Annotated in this window: 14 protein-coding genes; 12 read left to right on the top strand and 2 right to left on the bottom strand. The window is 52.3% G+C overall.

What is annotated here, in order from left to right; genetic code table 11:
- Positions 1–12 precede the first annotated feature (12 nt).
- Positions 13–675: a helix-turn-helix domain-containing protein gene (locus tag LC084_RS22185; RefSeq protein WP_226574275.1), complete on the bottom strand. Its 663-nt coding sequence runs from the start codon at positions 673–675 to the stop codon at positions 13–15.
- 135 nt (positions 676–810) lie between these two features.
- Between LC084_RS22185 and LC084_RS22190 the strand changes: the two genes are divergently transcribed.
- The 7 genes from LC084_RS22190 to LC084_RS22220 are packed head-to-tail and all read left to right on the top strand — an operon-like array spanning position 811 to position 6887.
- Complete coding sequence (locus LC084_RS22190; protein ID WP_226574277.1) at positions 811–1728, top strand: carbon-nitrogen hydrolase family protein; 918 nt, start codon at positions 811–813, stop codon at positions 1726–1728.
- Entirely contained in the window at positions 1721–2506 is a 786-nt protein-coding gene (locus LC084_RS22195; RefSeq protein ID WP_226574280.1) for an ABC transporter ATP-binding protein, read from the top strand. Before LC084_RS22190 ends, LC084_RS22195 begins: the two co-directional genes overlap by 8 nt.
- 15 nt (positions 2507–2521) lie before the next feature.
- Positions 2522–3364, top strand: coding sequence for an ABC transporter permease (locus tag LC084_RS22200; RefSeq protein ID WP_226574282.1), 843 nt, complete (start codon positions 2522–2524; stop codon positions 3362–3364).
- A complete protein-coding gene (locus LC084_RS22205) occupies positions 3361–4383 on the top strand; it encodes an ABC transporter substrate-binding protein (RefSeq protein ID WP_226574285.1) in 1023 nt (340 codons plus the stop codon). Before LC084_RS22200 ends, LC084_RS22205 begins: the two co-directional genes overlap by 4 nt.
- Before the next feature lie 13 nt (positions 4384–4396).
- The gene (locus tag LC084_RS22210; protein ID WP_226574287.1) at positions 4397–4612 is read left to right on the top strand and encodes a hypothetical protein; all 216 of its coding nucleotides are present in this window, start codon (positions 4397–4399) and stop codon (positions 4610–4612) included.
- Positions 4612–5982 carry an amidase gene (locus LC084_RS22215; protein ID WP_226574290.1) on the top strand — a complete coding sequence of 457 codons (1371 nt, stop codon included), beginning with the start codon at positions 4612–4614 and terminating at the stop codon, positions 5980–5982. Before LC084_RS22210 ends, LC084_RS22215 begins: the two co-directional genes overlap by 1 nt.
- A gap of 5 nt (positions 5983–5987) precedes the next feature.
- Positions 5988–6887, top strand: a complete 900-nt coding sequence (locus LC084_RS22220) for a DMT family transporter (protein ID WP_226574383.1) — start codon at positions 5988–5990, stop codon at positions 6885–6887.
- A gap of 20 nt (positions 6888–6907) precedes the next feature.
- Here the strand turns inward: LC084_RS22220 and fdhD are convergent, their stop codons facing one another.
- Positions 6908–7741, bottom strand: a complete 834-nt coding sequence (gene fdhD / locus LC084_RS22225) for a formate dehydrogenase accessory sulfurtransferase FdhD (RefSeq protein ID WP_226574293.1) — start codon at positions 7739–7741, stop codon at positions 6908–6910.
- A 163-nt stretch (positions 7742–7904) separates the two neighbouring features.
- On the opposite strand from fdhD, the gene fdnG reads away from it, so the two are divergent.
- From fdnG to LC084_RS22250, 5 genes are all read left to right on the top strand, one after another.
- The gene (gene fdnG / locus LC084_RS22230) at positions 7905–10952 is read left to right on the top strand and encodes a formate dehydrogenase-N subunit alpha (protein WP_226574295.1); all 3048 of its coding nucleotides are present in this window, start codon (positions 7905–7907) and stop codon (positions 10950–10952) included.
- A gap of 12 nt (positions 10953–10964) precedes the next feature.
- Positions 10965–11882 (top strand): formate dehydrogenase subunit beta, encoded by a 918-nt coding sequence (gene fdxH / locus LC084_RS22235; RefSeq protein WP_226574298.1) that lies wholly within the window; start codon positions 10965–10967, stop codon positions 11880–11882.
- Positions 11879–12514 (top strand): formate dehydrogenase cytochrome b556 subunit, encoded by a 636-nt coding sequence (gene fdoI / locus LC084_RS22240; RefSeq protein ID WP_036110956.1) that lies wholly within the window; start codon positions 11879–11881, stop codon positions 12512–12514. Before fdxH ends, fdoI begins: the two co-directional genes overlap by 4 nt.
- The gene (gene fdhE / locus LC084_RS22245; protein ID WP_226574301.1) at positions 12511–13440 is read left to right on the top strand and encodes a formate dehydrogenase accessory protein FdhE; all 930 of its coding nucleotides are present in this window, start codon (positions 12511–12513) and stop codon (positions 13438–13440) included. The genes fdoI and fdhE overlap by 4 nt, the downstream gene beginning before the upstream one ends.
- Before the next feature lie 381 nt (positions 13441–13821).
- On the top strand, positions 13822–15255 hold the full coding sequence (locus tag LC084_RS22250) for an amidase (protein WP_226574304.1): 1434 nt from the start codon (positions 13822–13824) through the stop codon (positions 15253–15255).
- Positions 15256–15266: the final 11 nt, after the last annotated feature.

A 15266-nucleotide genomic window follows, 5' to 3' on the forward strand; every position in this document is an offset into this window, starting at 1 on the left:
TGCCGAGGCTCGCTAACTGGTCACACCCTTGCTGTCTGAAAAATCCAGACGTTCTGTAAGACAAATGGATAGCAACCTGGCCGGTCCCTCACTTAACGAAACAAATGTATGGAGCATAGTGCTGTCAATGTAAGCACTATCTCCTTGTTTCAGTACCAACGGTGCATACCACTGAGTGTGAAACGCGACCTCTCCTTCCAGCACATAAATAAACTCCTCTCCTTCATGATGAGACCAGACATCCTGAGGCGGTGGCTCATGTACCTGAATATCCATAACCACAGGGATCATTCCCTTCATCAACAGTTCTGTGGCATGAACTTCATAATGGAACCAGGGATTATCAAAACAGAGCCCTTCCCCCGCACGGGTATAAGTACGCCGGGCCTGCACCGCGGCTGGTGCAACAGGCGAAGCGGCGACATCGCCAGAAAACAGCTCTGCGAGGGAGTAATCAAACGCACCTGCAATTTTGGCAATCGTGTCGAAAGAAGCGGAAACCTGGCCTTTTTCTATTTTCGATAACGTAGAAATAGATACTGAACATGCATCAGAAACTTGTTCCAGTGTCATTTCACGGGAAGTGCGTATTGCCTTGATACGCAAGCCAAAATCTTTCTCGCTGGTTAAAGCCGCACCGAGCCCGGTGGTTTCATGTTGCCTGGGCGTCTTCATTTCGCCGCTCCCTTATCGTGATATGTGTGCATGCCAATATTCTCACATAAGAAAAAAATTATCATATAAGAAAAATATATTGGCGATTATGTGACACAACATGCAGTTTAAAAAAAAAGCACTATGGAGACAGCAATGGCTACGATCACTATCGCCAGCGTTACGCTACCTGCCAAATACGACAAAACACATAATCTGGGTAACCTGCTGAACTGGATTGAAAAAGCTGCAACCAAAGGGGCACAACTGGTTGTCTTCCCCGAGCAAATTTTGCAAGGCTACTTGCGTGACACGCTATCCTGGCATGGGGAAACAGTGAAGTGGCAACATGCTCAGGCGGAAGTCATTGCCCGCAGCCCAAGCATCAATACACTCCATCGTTGCGTGAAGCAGCATGGTATCTATGCCGTATTCGGCATGACCGAACGCCACCCGAGCTACCCGGACATTCTGTTTAACAGTGCAGTCTTACTTGGCCCGGAAGGCGTTATCGGAACCTATAGGAAAGTCCACCAGCCTGGTGATGAAAAACATGTTTACTATCCAGGGAACGATTTTCCTGTTTTTGATACCCCGCTGGGGCGTATCGGCATGTTGATCTGTTACGACAAAGTCTTCCCCGAAAGCACACGTGAACTGGCACTGAAAGGTGCCGACATCATGATTATGCCTACCGCATGGGGTTATGCCGGAGATGGTTCAGCTGGCGATGCCGACCCAATGGTAGACAGCTATACGCTATTTGGCCGCACCCGGGCGCTGGAAAACCAGTGCTGGATGATTGAATCCAATTTGTGTGGGCATCACGGCAACCTTTTTTACCACGGCCACAGCCGCATTATTAACCCAATGGGCACTGTTTTAGCGGATACCGGCAGTGATGAAGGGATGGCGATAGCTACGGTAGATATACACACGGCCATACGTGAAGCACGCAGCACTGAATACATCGGTTATCACTTCCTCAAAGATTATGTGCCTGTGAATGCCCCCCCTTCGCCGCTGACTGTCATCAATCGCCAGGCCAACGTAGCAGGAGGGCACCATGAGTAAGGTTCTGGAAGCGATTAATATCAATAAAAGCTATGCCACATCGGGTGGCGGGCACATCACGGTATTAAATGATCTCAACTTTCATGCTAACCGCCATGAATTTGTTTCCTTTGTGGGGCCCAGTGGTTGTGGCAAATCAACGCTATTCAACATTATTACCGGCCTGCTAACACCCGACAGCGGCAGTATTCTGCTGAAAAACCGGGAAACAACCGGTTCGCCATCTCCAGAATTAGGCTATGTGCTGCAAAAGGATTTGTTATTCCCATGGCGTACCGTTATGGACAACGTCATTCTCGGCCTCGAGGTACAAGGAATTGCGAAGAAAGAAGCGCGGGCACGCGCTGCAGAACTTTTTGCTTTGTATCACATGGAAGGTTACGAGAAAAAATACCCGTCCCAGCTATCCGGCGGGATGCGCCAGCGCGTTGCATTAATGCGCACTATGGTTACCCGCCCGGAAATCATCCTTATGGATGAAGCCTATAAAGCCCTTGACTACCCCCTGAAAATCGCACTGGAAACAGAACTGCTCAGTGTGGTGAAAGAGCAGCATAAAACGGTGATTTTTATTACTCACGATATCGAAGAAGCCGTCACTCTTTCTGACCGCGTGTATGTCATGAAAGCCCGCCCAGGTGAAATCGTTCAGGAAATACATATCGATCTGGGAACCGACAGCCGGTTAATTCCCGAGCGCCGCCTCTCACCGAGATTTAACGAATATTACGAACGTATTTGGCGCAGCATCGGCACACAACCCGAAACGCTCAGTTAAAAAGATGAGGACTTTATGGCTATGAACAGTGTCGCTCCACGAACCACCCATTCGGGATCCGTTCGCCGACGCCCACAGGAAGCATTTTTCCGTTCGGATAACGCCCGGCGTTACACCTTAATTGTCCTGCAAGTTGCCATCGTCGCGACGCTATTGGGTGGCTGGGAGTTAGGTGTTCGGTCCGGGCATATTAATGCATTCCTGTTTTCCAGCCCGTCACAAGTCTGGGATGTACTGACCAGCCGCTTTGCCTCAGGTGAAATGTTTACCGATATCAAAACCACAGCACTGGAAACCATTATCGGGTTTATCGTTGGTGCGATCGGCGGTTCTGTACTTGGGTTACTGCTGTGGTATTCGCGTTTTATATCAGACCTCGCGGCTCCGTTTATTGCGGCGATTGGCGCGATTCCCGTTCTTGCTATTGCGCCTATCACCATCATTTGGTTTGGAACCGAAATGCTGTCCAAAGTGGTCATCGTGGCATTTTCATGTGTGGTGGTCTCGTTAACCACATCCTATAAAGGGGCGATGCGCACTGACCCTGACTTAATCAATCTGCTGCGTTCATTCAATGCCAAACGCGGCACCATTTTTATCAAACTGGTGGTGCCCTCCGCCATGCTATGGGTGTTATCCGGGTTAAGACTGAATGTAGGTTTCGCGCTGGTTGGCGCCATTGTTGGGGAGTACATCTCATCCGATAACGGCGTTGGCCACATGATCCTGCTTGGAAGTTCCAACTTTGGTATGAACATTGTGCTGGCCGGGATTGTACTGGTCATGCTGATGATGCTGTGCTTCAACGCGCTGGTTGCGTTCATTGAACGCCTTCTTCTCTCCTGGGATAAAAAATGACTATGAAACACACCTTTTTTCGCCGTACTGCTCTTGCAGCAACCCTGTTAGCACCCTTTGTGTATCAAGGTGCATTCGCGGCAGAAACGCCGGTACGCATTAATCAGGCATTTCAGTCTTTACTCTATCTACCGCTGTATATTGCGCAGGATAAAGGCTTCTTCAAGCAACAAGGGGTTGATGTCAAAATCAGCACCGGTGGCGGTGGGGCACAATCCTGGGCGGCCGTTATTGGCGGGTCGGCAGACTTTTCAATCCAGGACCCTGTTTTTGTGCCCAAAACTCGTGAAAATGGCGGTGATGGTGTTGTTGTCGCAGGGGTACAAAATGCGCCTACCATCTTTGTTTTCGGTAAGGATGGAACGTCATTACAACAAAACCTGGCGTACCTTTCAGGTAAACGCGTGGTCACCAGCCCAGAGCCCGATACCACCTGGGCATTTATGAGTTACTTAATTAAGCAGCAAAAACTCAAAGACGTAAAACTGGTGCACGTTGCCATTGGTAACGAAATCCCGGCGGTGGCGGCTGGACGCGCCGATTATGCACTGGCGGCAGAGCCCCAGGTCACAATGGCAGAGCAACAAAATGGCCTGCATGTCGTCTACTCCTTCTCTGCCGACAAATCATGGTATCCCTTTGCGTTCTCCAGCCTGACCACCACCCGGCAATATATTCAAAAGCACCCCAAAGCCGCACAAGCTGTTGTCACGGCGTTTGAACAAGCCTCTCGTTATATTTACAGCCACCCGGATGATGCCGTTACCATCGCCCATCACTATTTCCCGGCGCTACCCGTTGATTTAGTCAAGAAAGCGGTACAGCGAGAAATCGATGCAAAAGGCTACCCTGAGAATGTGCTGGTGACTCAAAAAGCCTGGGATAACAACATGAATATCGCGCTGTATGCGAAAAACATAAAGGCATACCCATCCGAGGCAACATCGTACAAAAACAACGTCGATACCACACTGGCAACCAAGGCCAAACAGGCTGTTGATGCCATGAATGCACAATAAGAGGCAACACGGAATGAAACTGGAATCCACTGTTCGTTTACAGATGGTTCAGCAGTTAACTCCCCTTGAACCGGCGTTAATCGCGCCGGTCATGGCAGACTGCGTAAACCGCGCCAGCAGCCTGCTGGCGTTTGCCACACAACAGTTCTCCCCGACGTTACTGCCCGCTACATCCTGGATTTCCCCGATTCACCCTCCACTACAGACTGCACTGAAAGAGGAATCCTGATGGCGAACGAACTTTTAGATTTATCTATTACGGAAATCGGCGTGTTGTTACGTACACGGCAGTGCCAGGTGCCAGACCTGGTTGAGGCCTGCCTGGCCCGGGAGAAACAAACGCGAGAGCTTAATGCCTGGAATGAGTGCTTTGCAGAACAGGCACGGGAAGTGGCGCGAGCAAGCCAAATGCTCCTGGAACAAGGTTATGATGCAGGCCCACTCCACGGCATCCCAATGGGAATCAAAGCCAATATCGCAATGGCAGGGCAAGAAATGCATGCAGGCAGCCAAATACTGTCAGGCAATATTGCGGAAAAAGATGCCACCGTCGTTAAACGCCTCAAGCAGGCTGGTGCGATTATTTTGGGCTCAACCAACATGCATGAGTTCGCCTGGGGAGGAACCACTAATAACCCCCATTATGGGGCCAGCGCTAACCCATGGAATAAAGACCATATTCCTGCAGGTTCCAGTGGCGGTTCTGGCGTGGCGGCAGCGGTGCGTAGTGCGCTGGCAACACTGGGGACTGACACCGGTGGGTCGATTCGATTGCCCGCATCCATGAATGGCGTGACGGGTTTACGCCCAGGCATTGGGCGCCTCGATACCGAAGGTGTTTTCCCGTTGGCCACAAGCCTGGATACTGTCGGCCCTATTGCCGCCAGTGCGACAGATTGCGCCCTTGTGTTCAGCGCCCTCGCCCGTGAACCGGTACCTCTCGTTCCTGTATCACTGGAACACCTTCGTATTGGCCTGCTTGGGCAATACAGCGAAGCGGTCCAGCCCGATATCGCCAGCGCTTATACAGACTTTCAAACCTGGCTCACCACACAGAATGCACACCAGAAAACACTCTCGTTGCATGGGTTAGAAGAGGCAGTGAATGCACTCGTACTGATTAATCTGGCAGAGCCATCTGCCGTGCATCTCCCCTGGTTAACCACTTCGCCGGCGTCCTACGGCAGTGACGTTCGGGCATTGCTACAAACCGGGTTGGGTGTTACCGCTGTCGAATATTTGCAGGCTCAGCGCTACCGTACCGGCCTGCGTGAACAGTTGCTGGCGGCCTTGCAGGATGTTGACTTTATTTTGGTGCCTACACTTCCCTTTACTGCACCACGCAAAGGTCAGGAGCGGATAGATATTGCTGGCAACGAAGAAAGTGTTCTTACCGGTAACATGAGGTTTAATGCACTCGCCAGCCTGAGCGGGTTACCCGCTATCAGCCTTCCCGCGGGTTTTGATCATTCAGGATTGCCCATTGGAATGCAATTAATTGGCCCCGACGGCAGCGAAGGCAAACTGCTGGCACTGGCGGCACGTTTTCAACAAGACACCGATTATCACCGGCAAATACCGGTTTTGGCCCGCTCTTGAACAAGCTGATGTTAAGGGATGTTTTTATCCTGTTTCTGGTCGTTAATGGGTGGGCATTTAACGTTATTGCAATGAAGTTTGGGTTAATGGAGCTTCCACCACTGTTCATGCTGACGTTACGATTTATTATCGTCGCCGCCGTCTTGGTGCCATTTAACCCCATAAAATGGCACCAGGTTCCACTGCTCATATTACTGGCGTTCACCTTTGGGTTTGTTCACTTTGCGTTACTGCTACTGGGTATGCGTTATACCGATGCAGGAAGTGCCGCAGTGCTGGTCCAAATGGGCACACCAATGGCAATGGTTTTGGCTGCTGTTTTACTCAAAGAGCCACTCAGCCTGCGCCAGTTAACTGGCGTCAGCCTGGCCGTAGTTGGTGTAATTGTTCTGTCCGGCAGCCCAACACTTAGCGCATGGTATGGCCCGGCATTGTTGCTCATCAGTGCAAGTGGTTGGGCTGTTACAAACATTATCGTAAAACGTGCCTCGCCCATTCCCCCACTGGCGATGACCGGCTGGTTATCGCTGTTCGCCATTCCTTTTGCCGGGGTCAGTTCACTTCTGGCTGAACATCACCAGGCTACTTTACTCTTTGCGGCTGGCTGGCGTGGTTGGCTGGGGGTTTTGTACAGCGCGTTTGGTTCTTCGTTGTGCGCCTACTCATTATGGTATTGGCTGCTCAAGCGTTACCCGGTCAACCTGATAATGCCCTGGTCTTTACTAAGCCCGGCTCTGGCCGTGGTGATGGGAGTGCTGGTGCTGAACGAAAGCCTGGATCCAACAAAACTGCTGGGTGCTGTCTGTGTGGTTTGTGGGATTTTAATCGCCATTTTGTGTAAACAAACAGCCAGCAGGCCGCAAGACCACAGCGCTGGCAGGCCGGAAATATCCCCCAGAGAATAAACCGGCCTGCATACACGAAATCAGTTAACGGCAATTAACCGTTGCGGATGGGTATACACCGTGGCGCGCCCAGGCTTACTGAACCCGACCAGCGTCAGATTACAACGTTCGGCCACTTCAACCGCAAGCGTCGTTGCTGCAGAAACAGCAAACAGAATCTCCACACCGCACATGGCGGACTTTTGCACCATCTCATAACTGGCCCGGCTGGACACCAGCACCGCACCCTGCGGCCAGTGCTCACGGCTGCGGCGTCCCAGCAGTTTATCCAGCGCCACATGGCGGCCCACATCTTCATGCCCACCAGCCAGCGCGCCATCTGGCATCATCCATGCAGCCACATGAGTACAGCCGGTGAGCTGCCCTACTGGCTGGAACGCTTTCAGGCCACCAAGCCCGGAATCAAGGCTGCTTAAGTCAAAGGTTTGAGTAAAAGGCAATGGCGTAATCGGTTTACCAATATCATTCAGTTGCTCGACACCGCACACACCACAGCCGGTGCGCCCGGCCAGCGCCCGGCGGCGCTCTTTCAGCCCCATAAAGCGGCGGCTGGAGAGTTCAATTTGCACTTCAAGGCCGTTACAGGATGGCACAACGTCCATGCCATAAATTTCCTGTGAAGTTTCAATAATTCCTTCCGATAAAGAGAAACCAAGGGCAAATAATTCCAGATCTTTTGGCGAAGCCATCATCACCACGTGAGAAATGCCGTTGTAAACCAGTGCAACCGGCACTTCTTCTGCCAGCCAGTCAGGTTGCGCATGTGTTAAATCACTGCGTTTCCATAGTGGGATCTGTCTGGCAGATGAGATCTCTGCCACATTTTCTGTGTATTCAGCCTTTTCTTTTTTCACTTTGTATTAACCGTAATAAAACAGCCTTAGCAACATTATGATATTCTTTTCAGACTATCCTTGATGGAAACAGGGATATTCATTTCTCCGCATAGTGTGAACCTTTGCGGCACACACCGCAAAAAAGAAAATAACCGTGACAATGTCGAACAAGGAGTAAACCATGCAGGTCAGCAGAAGGCAGTTCTTTAAGATCTGCGCTGGCGGTATGGCAGGTACAACAGCAGCGGCACTGGGGTTTGCCCCAGGTGAAGCGTTAGCGGAAACCCGGCAATATAAATTGCTGCGCAGCCGCGAAACCCGCAATACCTGCACATATTGTTCAGTCGGTTGTGGGCTGTTGATGTACAGCCTCGGCGACGGCGCAAAAAATGCCAAATCTTCAATTTTCCATATCGAAGGGGATCCGGATCACCCGGTAAACCGTGGCGCACTGTGCCCGAAAGGTGCCGGTCTGGTAGATTTTATCCACAGTGAAAGCCGCCTGAAATACCCGGAATACCGCGCACCAGGTTCTGATAAATGGCAGCGTATTTCCTGGTCAGAGGCGTTTGAACGTATTGCCAAACTGATGAAGGAAGACCGCGACGCTAACTTTGTCGCGCAGAATGATCAGGGCACCACAGTAAACCGCTGGCTCACCACTGGTATGCTGTGCGCATCTGCCTCAAGCAATGAATCGGGCTATCTCACCCAAAAATTTTCCCGGTCGCTGGGTATGCTGGCGGTCGATAACCAGGCGCGTGTCTGACACGGACCAACGGTAGCAAGTCTTGCTCCGACGTTTGGTCGTGGTGCCATGACCAACCACTGGGTGGATATCAAGAACGCCGATCTTGTCGTTGTAATGGGTGGCAATGCCGCTGAAGCGCATCCGGTTGGATTCCGCTGGGCGATGGAAGCCAAAATCCGCAACGGCGCGAAGCTGATTGTTATCGATCCGCGTTTTACCCGTACAGCGTCTGTCGCTGATTTTTACACGCCAATCCGTTCTGGTACTGACATTGCATTCTTGTCAGGCGTACTGCTGTACCTGATTACCAACAACAAAATTAACCGTGAGTATGTCGAAGCCTATACGAACGCCAGCCTTATCGTGCGTGAGGATTTCAGCTTCGAAGATGGCCTGTTCTCAGGCTATGACGAGCAAACCCGCAAATACGACAAAACCACCTGGCATTACGAACTGGATGACCAGGGCTTTGCGAAACGCGATACCACGTTAAGCCACCCGCGTTGCGTCTGGAACCTGCTGAAAACCCACGTCTCACGTTATACGCCTGAGATGGTGGAAAATATCTGCGGGACACCCAAAGCAGATTTCCTGCAGGTGTGCGAATACCTTGCCGAAACCAGTGCGAAAGACAAAACCACCTCGTTCCTGTATGCCCTGGGCTGGACACAGCACTCCGTGGGCGCACAGAACATCCGCACCATGGCGATGATCCAGTTGCTACTGGGGAATATGGGCATGGCAGGTGGTGGGGTTAACGCCCTGCGCGGGCACTCCAACATTCAGGGGCTGACAGATCTGGGGCTGCTGTCGCAGAGCCTGCCGGGCTACCTTTCGTTGCCGAGTGAAAAACAGACCAGCCTGGAAACTTACCTGCAAGCCAGCACGCCCAAACCCACGCTGCCCGGCCAGGTAAACTACTGGGGCAACTACCCGAAATTCTTCGTCTCCATGATGAAAGCCTTCTTCGGGGAACACGCCACCAAAGAAAACAGCTGGGGATTCGACTGGCTGCCCAAATGGGACAAGATGTACGACGTGTTGCAGTATTTCGAGATGATGCATCAGGGGAAAGTGAATGGCTATATTTGCCAGGGCTTTAACCCAGTGGCGTCGTTCCCGAATAAAAACAAAATCGTGGCATCTTTGTCGAAGCTGAAATACCTGATAACTATCGACCCACTGAACACCGAAACCTCGACGTTCTGGCAAAACCACGGCGAGTCGAATGATGTGGACCCGTCCACCATTCAAACCGAAGTGTTCCGCCTGCCCTCTACCTGCTTTGCAGAAGAGAATGGCTCTATCGTCAACTCTGGCCGCTGGCTGCAGTGGCACTGGAAAGGTGCTGATGCCCCAGGGGAAGCGCTGAATGATGGCGAAATCCTTGCCGGGATTTACCTGCGTATGCGCGAAATGTACGCCAGTGAAGGCGGCGCGGTGCCTGAGCCGGTGCTGAACATGAGTTGGAATTACCTCACGCCACAAGCGCCCGATACCGAAGAAGTGGCACGGGAAAGCAACGGGAAAGCCCTGGCGGATATCCTGGACGATAAAGGCAATGTTCTGGTGAAAAAAGGCCAGCAATTGTCCACTTTCGCCCACCTGCGTGATGACGGCACCACCTCAAGTGGTTGCTGGATTTTCGCCGGTAGCTGGACGCCAGAAGGCAACCAGATGGCCCGCCGTGATAACGCCGACCCATCTGGGCTTGGGAATACCCTGGGCTGGGCCTGGGCATGGCCGCTTAACCGCCGCATTCTCTACAACCGTGCGTCTGCAGACCCACAGGGCAACCCGTGGGATCCAAAACGCCAGTTGCTGAAATGGGACGGCGCAAAATGGGGTGGCGTGGATGTCGCGGATTACAGCACTGCAGCACCTGGCAGTGGTGTCGGGCCGTTCATCATGCAGCCGGAAGGCATGGGCCGCCTGTTCGCTATCGATAAAATGGCGGAAGGGCCGTTCCCGGAACACTATGAACCGTTTGAAACGCCAATTGGCACCAACCCGTTACACCCGAATGTGGTCTCCAACCCGGCAGCGCGATTGTTTAACGACGACCGTGACGCCATGGGGAAAGCCGACAAATTCCCGTATGTCGGCACCACATACCGCCTGACGGAGCACTTCCACTACTGGACCAAGCACGCCTTGCTTAACGCTATCGCGCAGCCAGAACAGTTTGTGGAAATTGGTGAAAAACTGGCGAACAAGCTGGGGATTGCGCATGGCGATACGGTGAAAGTCTCCTCTAACCGTGGCTATATCAAAGCCAAAGCAGTAGTGACCAAGCGTATTCGCACCCTGAAAGTGGATGGTAAAGACATCGACACCATCGGTGTACCGATTCACTGGGGTTACGAAGGTGTGGCACGTAAAGGCTTTATCGCCAATACGCTGACGCCGTTCGTGGGCGATGCCAATACTCAGACGCCAGAATTCAAAACCTTCCTGGTCAACGTGGAAAAAGTGTAACGGAGACGATTTATGGCTTATCAATCGCAAGACATCATTCGTCGTTCCGCAACCAACGGTGTAACCCCCGCGCCACAAGCGCGGGACCATCAGCAGGAAGTGGCGAAGCTGATTGATGTCACCACCTGCATTGGCTGTAAAGCCTGCCAGGTGGCCTGTTCTGAATGGAATGACATCCGGGATGAAATCGGTCACAACGTGGGGGTGTACGACAACCCCGCTGATTTGACTGCCAAATCCTGGACGGTGATGCGTTTTTCCGAAGTGGAGCAAAACGACAAACTGGAGTGGTTAATCCGCAAAGATGGTTGTATGCACTGTGCCGACCCAGGCTGCCTGAAAGCCTGCCCATCGGAAGGTGCTATCATTCAGTATGCCAACGGCATTGTGGATTTTCAGTCTGAGCAGTGTATTGGCTGTGGTTACTGCATTGCCGGTTGCCCGTTCGATGTCCCGCGCATGAACCCGGACGACAACCGGGTTTACAAATGCACCCTGTGTGTGGACCGGGTTACTGTTGGCCAGGAACCCGCTTGCGTAAAAACCTGCCCGACCGGGGCCATCCATTTTGGCTCCAAAGAGGACATGAAAAACGTCGCCAGTGAGCGTGTCAGCGAGCTGAAAACCCGTGGGTTCGATAATGCCGGGTTATATGACCCACAAGGCGTTGGCGGTACTCACGTCATGTATGTGTTACACCATGCCGACAAACCTGGCCTGTATCACGGCTTGCCGGAAAACCCGTCCATCAGCCCGACGGTGAAATTCTGGAAAGGCGTATGGAAACCGCTGGCCGCTATCGGCTTTGCGGCAACCTTCGCCGCCAGTATTTTCCACTATGTGGGTGTTGGCCCGAACCGGGCCGATGACCAGGATGATGGCGAGGACGATGACCGAGACCAGGGTAACCATAACGGGGGCCGCCAATGAAAAAGTCCGACAAAATAGTGCGCTACACCGCACCAGAGCGCATTAACCACTGGATAACCGCGTTCTGTTTTTTGCTGGCGGCAGTCAGTGGGTTGGGGTTCTTCTTCCCTTCCTTTAACTGGCTGATGAACATTTTTGGTACACCGCAACTGGCTCGTATTCTCCACCCCTTCGCCGGGGTGGTGATGTTCGCGTCGTTTATCATCATGTTCTTCCGTTACTGGCACCATAACCTGATTAATCGCGACGATATTTTGTGGGCAAAAAACATCCATAAAATTGCGAGAAATGAGGAAGTTGGCGATACCGGGCGGTATAACTTCGGCCAGAAATGTGTGTTCTGGGCGGCGATTATTTGCCTGCTCCTGTTGCTGGCAAGTGGCGTGGTTATCTGGCGGCCTTATTTTGCCAGTGCCTTCCCGATTCCGCTCATTCGTGCCGCATTACTGGTACATTCATTTGCGGCAGTGGCCCTGATTGTGGTTATCATGGTGCATATCTACGCGGCACTGTGGGTGAAAGGGACAATTACCGCCATGGTGGAAGGCTGGGTTTCCAGCGCCTGGGCGAAAAAGCACCATCCACGCTGGTTCCGCGAATTACGCCAGAAACAGGAAAAATCAACTGAATGAGTATTCGCATTATTCCGCAAGATCAGTTGGAGAAGAGCGAAAAACGCACGGCGGATATGATTCCGCCGTTATTATTCCCCAGACTTAAGAACCTCTATAACCGCCGCGCTGAACGCCTGCGTGATCTGGCTGAGAGCAACCCACTGGGTGATTACCTGCGTTTTGCAGCGCTGATTGCCCATGCTCAGGAAGTGGTGCTGTACGACCATCCACTGGAAATAGACCTCACCAACCTGATTGCCAGTGCGGCCGAAAGTGGTAAACCGCCGCTGGATATTCACACCCTGCCGCGGGACAAACACTGGCATAAACTCCTGCATTCACTCATTGCTGAGCTGAAGCCAGAAATGAGCGGCCCGGCACTGGCTGTGATTGAAAACCTGGAGAAAGCGTCAGAACAGGAACTGGAAAGCATGGCAACCAGCCTGTTCGCCAGCGATTTTGTGGCAGTCAGCAGCGATAAAGCACCGTTTATCTGGGCAGCATTATCACTCTACTGGGCGCAAATGGCCGCCTTAATTCCGGGTAAAGCCCGCGCTGAATATGGCGAACACCGCCAGTTTTGCCCAGTCTGCGGCAGCATGCCGGTCTCCAGCATGGTGCATATTGGTAGCAATAATGGCTTGCGTTACCTGCACTGCAACCTGTGTGAAACCGAATGGCACATGGTGCGGGTAAAATGCAGCAACTGCGAGCAAACCCGCGATTTACATTATTGGTCGCTGGACAGCGAACAGGCTGCCATTAAAGCGGAAAGCTGTGGCGACTGTGGCACCTACCTGAAAGTGCTCTACCAGGAAAAAGACCCGAACGTCGAAGCCGTTGCCGATGACCTGGCTTCCCTGGTGCTCGATGCCCGCATGGAGCAAGAAGGCTTCGCCCGTAGCAGCATCAACCCGTTCCTGTTTCCGGGGGAAGGGGAATAAAAAAGGCCTGGCTTTCCCTGTACTCACAGGGGAAGCCGGTATTTATTTCATGCCTGTCTGCCCACCTGTTTTTTACATAAACGTTTTTATTATTATCCGGCACTGCGGTTTTCGCTTCGTACTGGTTCTGTACAAAACGGGCATTACCCCACAATCCGGGCATTTTTCTGGCATTGGCGCTGCACAGCGCTATGCTCACCAGTTAAAAATACAGTAACCCCCCTGGTTACTGGTATTTTCCCCTATTCCCCATCATTCCTCTTTCTTATTACCCCAGGCATAAAATACAACATTTCCCACATTAACAACAAAAACCGGGCTTGAATCAAAACGTGACTGTTGTCACTATCAACTCAGACAGCAAACAAGAAAAAGAGGCAAATGATGCAAAACAGCCAGCAAAACACTCCCGAAATGCCTGATTTATTAACCGCATCGGCGGAAATACGCCAGGGTGAGCGCAGCAGTGTGTCATTGGTTGAATCATGCCTTACGCAAATTAAAAACCACAATCCCACATTAAATGCTTTTGGTGATGTCTATAACCAGCAAGCACTGGAAGACGCCGAAGCCTGCGATAATGAACGTAAACAAGGGAAACTGCGTGGCCCGCTTCACGGTGTGCCATTTGGTATTAAGGATCTTTTTTCCACGGCGGGTTTGCGCACCACCAAAGGTTCATTAACAGGAACCAATAATGTTCCGGACACAGACGCGCCCATCATTGAACGCCTGAAAGCTGCCGGAGCCATTATTATTGGTAAAACCGCCACCACAGAATTTGGCTGGTCTGGCGCCAGTTACTCACGGGTCTTTGGCCATGGTCGCAACCCCTGGAACCCTGAGTTAACCAGCGGTGGCTCCAGTTCAGGTTCAGCGATTAGCGTTGCGGCCCGTATGGTACCCGCAGCATTAGGTTCAGACGGCGGCGGCTCGGTGCGGATCCCTGGGGCGTTTTGCGGCATATTTGCCCTGAAAGCCTCCCTTGGGCGTATTCCCACCTGGCCCTGGTCTGCCACCGAAATGCTCAGCCATGCAGGCCCGTTAACCCGCACAGTCCGCGATAGCGCACTACTGTTTGATTTACTCTCTGGCCCGGATTCCCGTGACCACCAGGCACTGCCCGCTAAAAATGAATCCTGGCTGGCACGTTGTGATGCCCCGTTGCCAGAAATGCGGGTCCATTACAGCCCAACCCTGTTTGGTACACCGGTAGATAGCGCTATTGCCAACTGTGTTGACCAGGCCGTCGAGCGCATCGCCCATAACTTGCCTATTCGGCTGACTGCCCGGCCACTGGACTGGGAAAGCCCATTAAGCACATTTGAAACACTGTGGACTGGTGGCCGCGGCGTGGCATACGGCGCAGCGTTACAACAACAAATGAGCCAGCTCGACCCAGGTTTTGCCGCGCTCATAGAACATGCCAAAAAGATTAATCTTGCCGACTACCTGGCAGCACAAAAACAACGAGCCGCTTTTGCCGGGCAGGTGCATAAACTCTTCGACCAGGTCGATTTATTAATTACACCCACCATTCCGGTACAACCCTTTGCCGCCGACCGCCACGCACCAGCAAACCAGGCCGATTCCGGCAGCAGTGTGGAATGGGCTCGCTGGACACCCTTTACCTGGCCTTTCAACCTGAGCGGCAACCCGGCAGCCACCATACCTTGTGGCTTCACCCCTGAAGGGTTGCCCGTTGGTTTACAAGTTATTGGGCGGCGTTATGCAGAAGCCGATGTGCTGCAATTTTGTGCGGCAATGGAAGCCCTGATGCCCTGGGATCAGCATCAGCCAGCGTTATTAGCATAAGAATCGGTATA

It is taken from the genome of Mangrovibacter yixingensis, assembly GCF_020523985.1.
In the GTDB taxonomy this organism is placed as follows: Bacteria; Pseudomonadota; Gammaproteobacteria; order Enterobacterales; family Enterobacteriaceae; genus Mangrovibacter; species Mangrovibacter yixingensis.

Coding starts and splice junctions, on each gene's coding strand:
- LC084_RS22185 (WP_226574275.1), bottom strand. CDS start 675: ATGAAGACGCCCAGGCAACATGAAACCACCGGGCTCGGTGCGGCTTTA.
- LC084_RS22190 (WP_226574277.1), top strand. CDS start 811: ATGGCTACGATCACTATCGCCAGCGTTACGCTACCTGCCAAATACGAC.
- LC084_RS22195 (WP_226574280.1), top strand. CDS start 1,721: ATGAGTAAGGTTCTGGAAGCGATTAATATCAATAAAAGCTATGCCACA.
- LC084_RS22200 (WP_226574282.1), top strand. CDS start 2,522: ATGGCTATGAACAGTGTCGCTCCACGAACCACCCATTCGGGATCCGTT.
- LC084_RS22205 (WP_226574285.1), top strand. CDS start 3,361: ATGACTATGAAACACACCTTTTTTCGCCGTACTGCTCTTGCAGCAACC.
- LC084_RS22210 (WP_226574287.1), top strand. CDS start 4,397: ATGAAACTGGAATCCACTGTTCGTTTACAGATGGTTCAGCAGTTAACT.
- LC084_RS22215 (WP_226574290.1), top strand. CDS start 4,612: ATGGCGAACGAACTTTTAGATTTATCTATTACGGAAATCGGCGTGTTG.
- fdxH (WP_226574298.1), top strand. CDS start 10,965: ATGGCTTATCAATCGCAAGACATCATTCGTCGTTCCGCAACCAACGGT.
- fdoI (WP_036110956.1), top strand. CDS start 11,879: ATGAAAAAGTCCGACAAAATAGTGCGCTACACCGCACCAGAGCGCATT.
- fdhE (WP_226574301.1), top strand. CDS start 12,511: ATGAGTATTCGCATTATTCCGCAAGATCAGTTGGAGAAGAGCGAAAAA.
- LC084_RS22250 (WP_226574304.1), top strand. CDS start 13,822: ATGATGCAAAACAGCCAGCAAAACACTCCCGAAATGCCTGATTTATTA.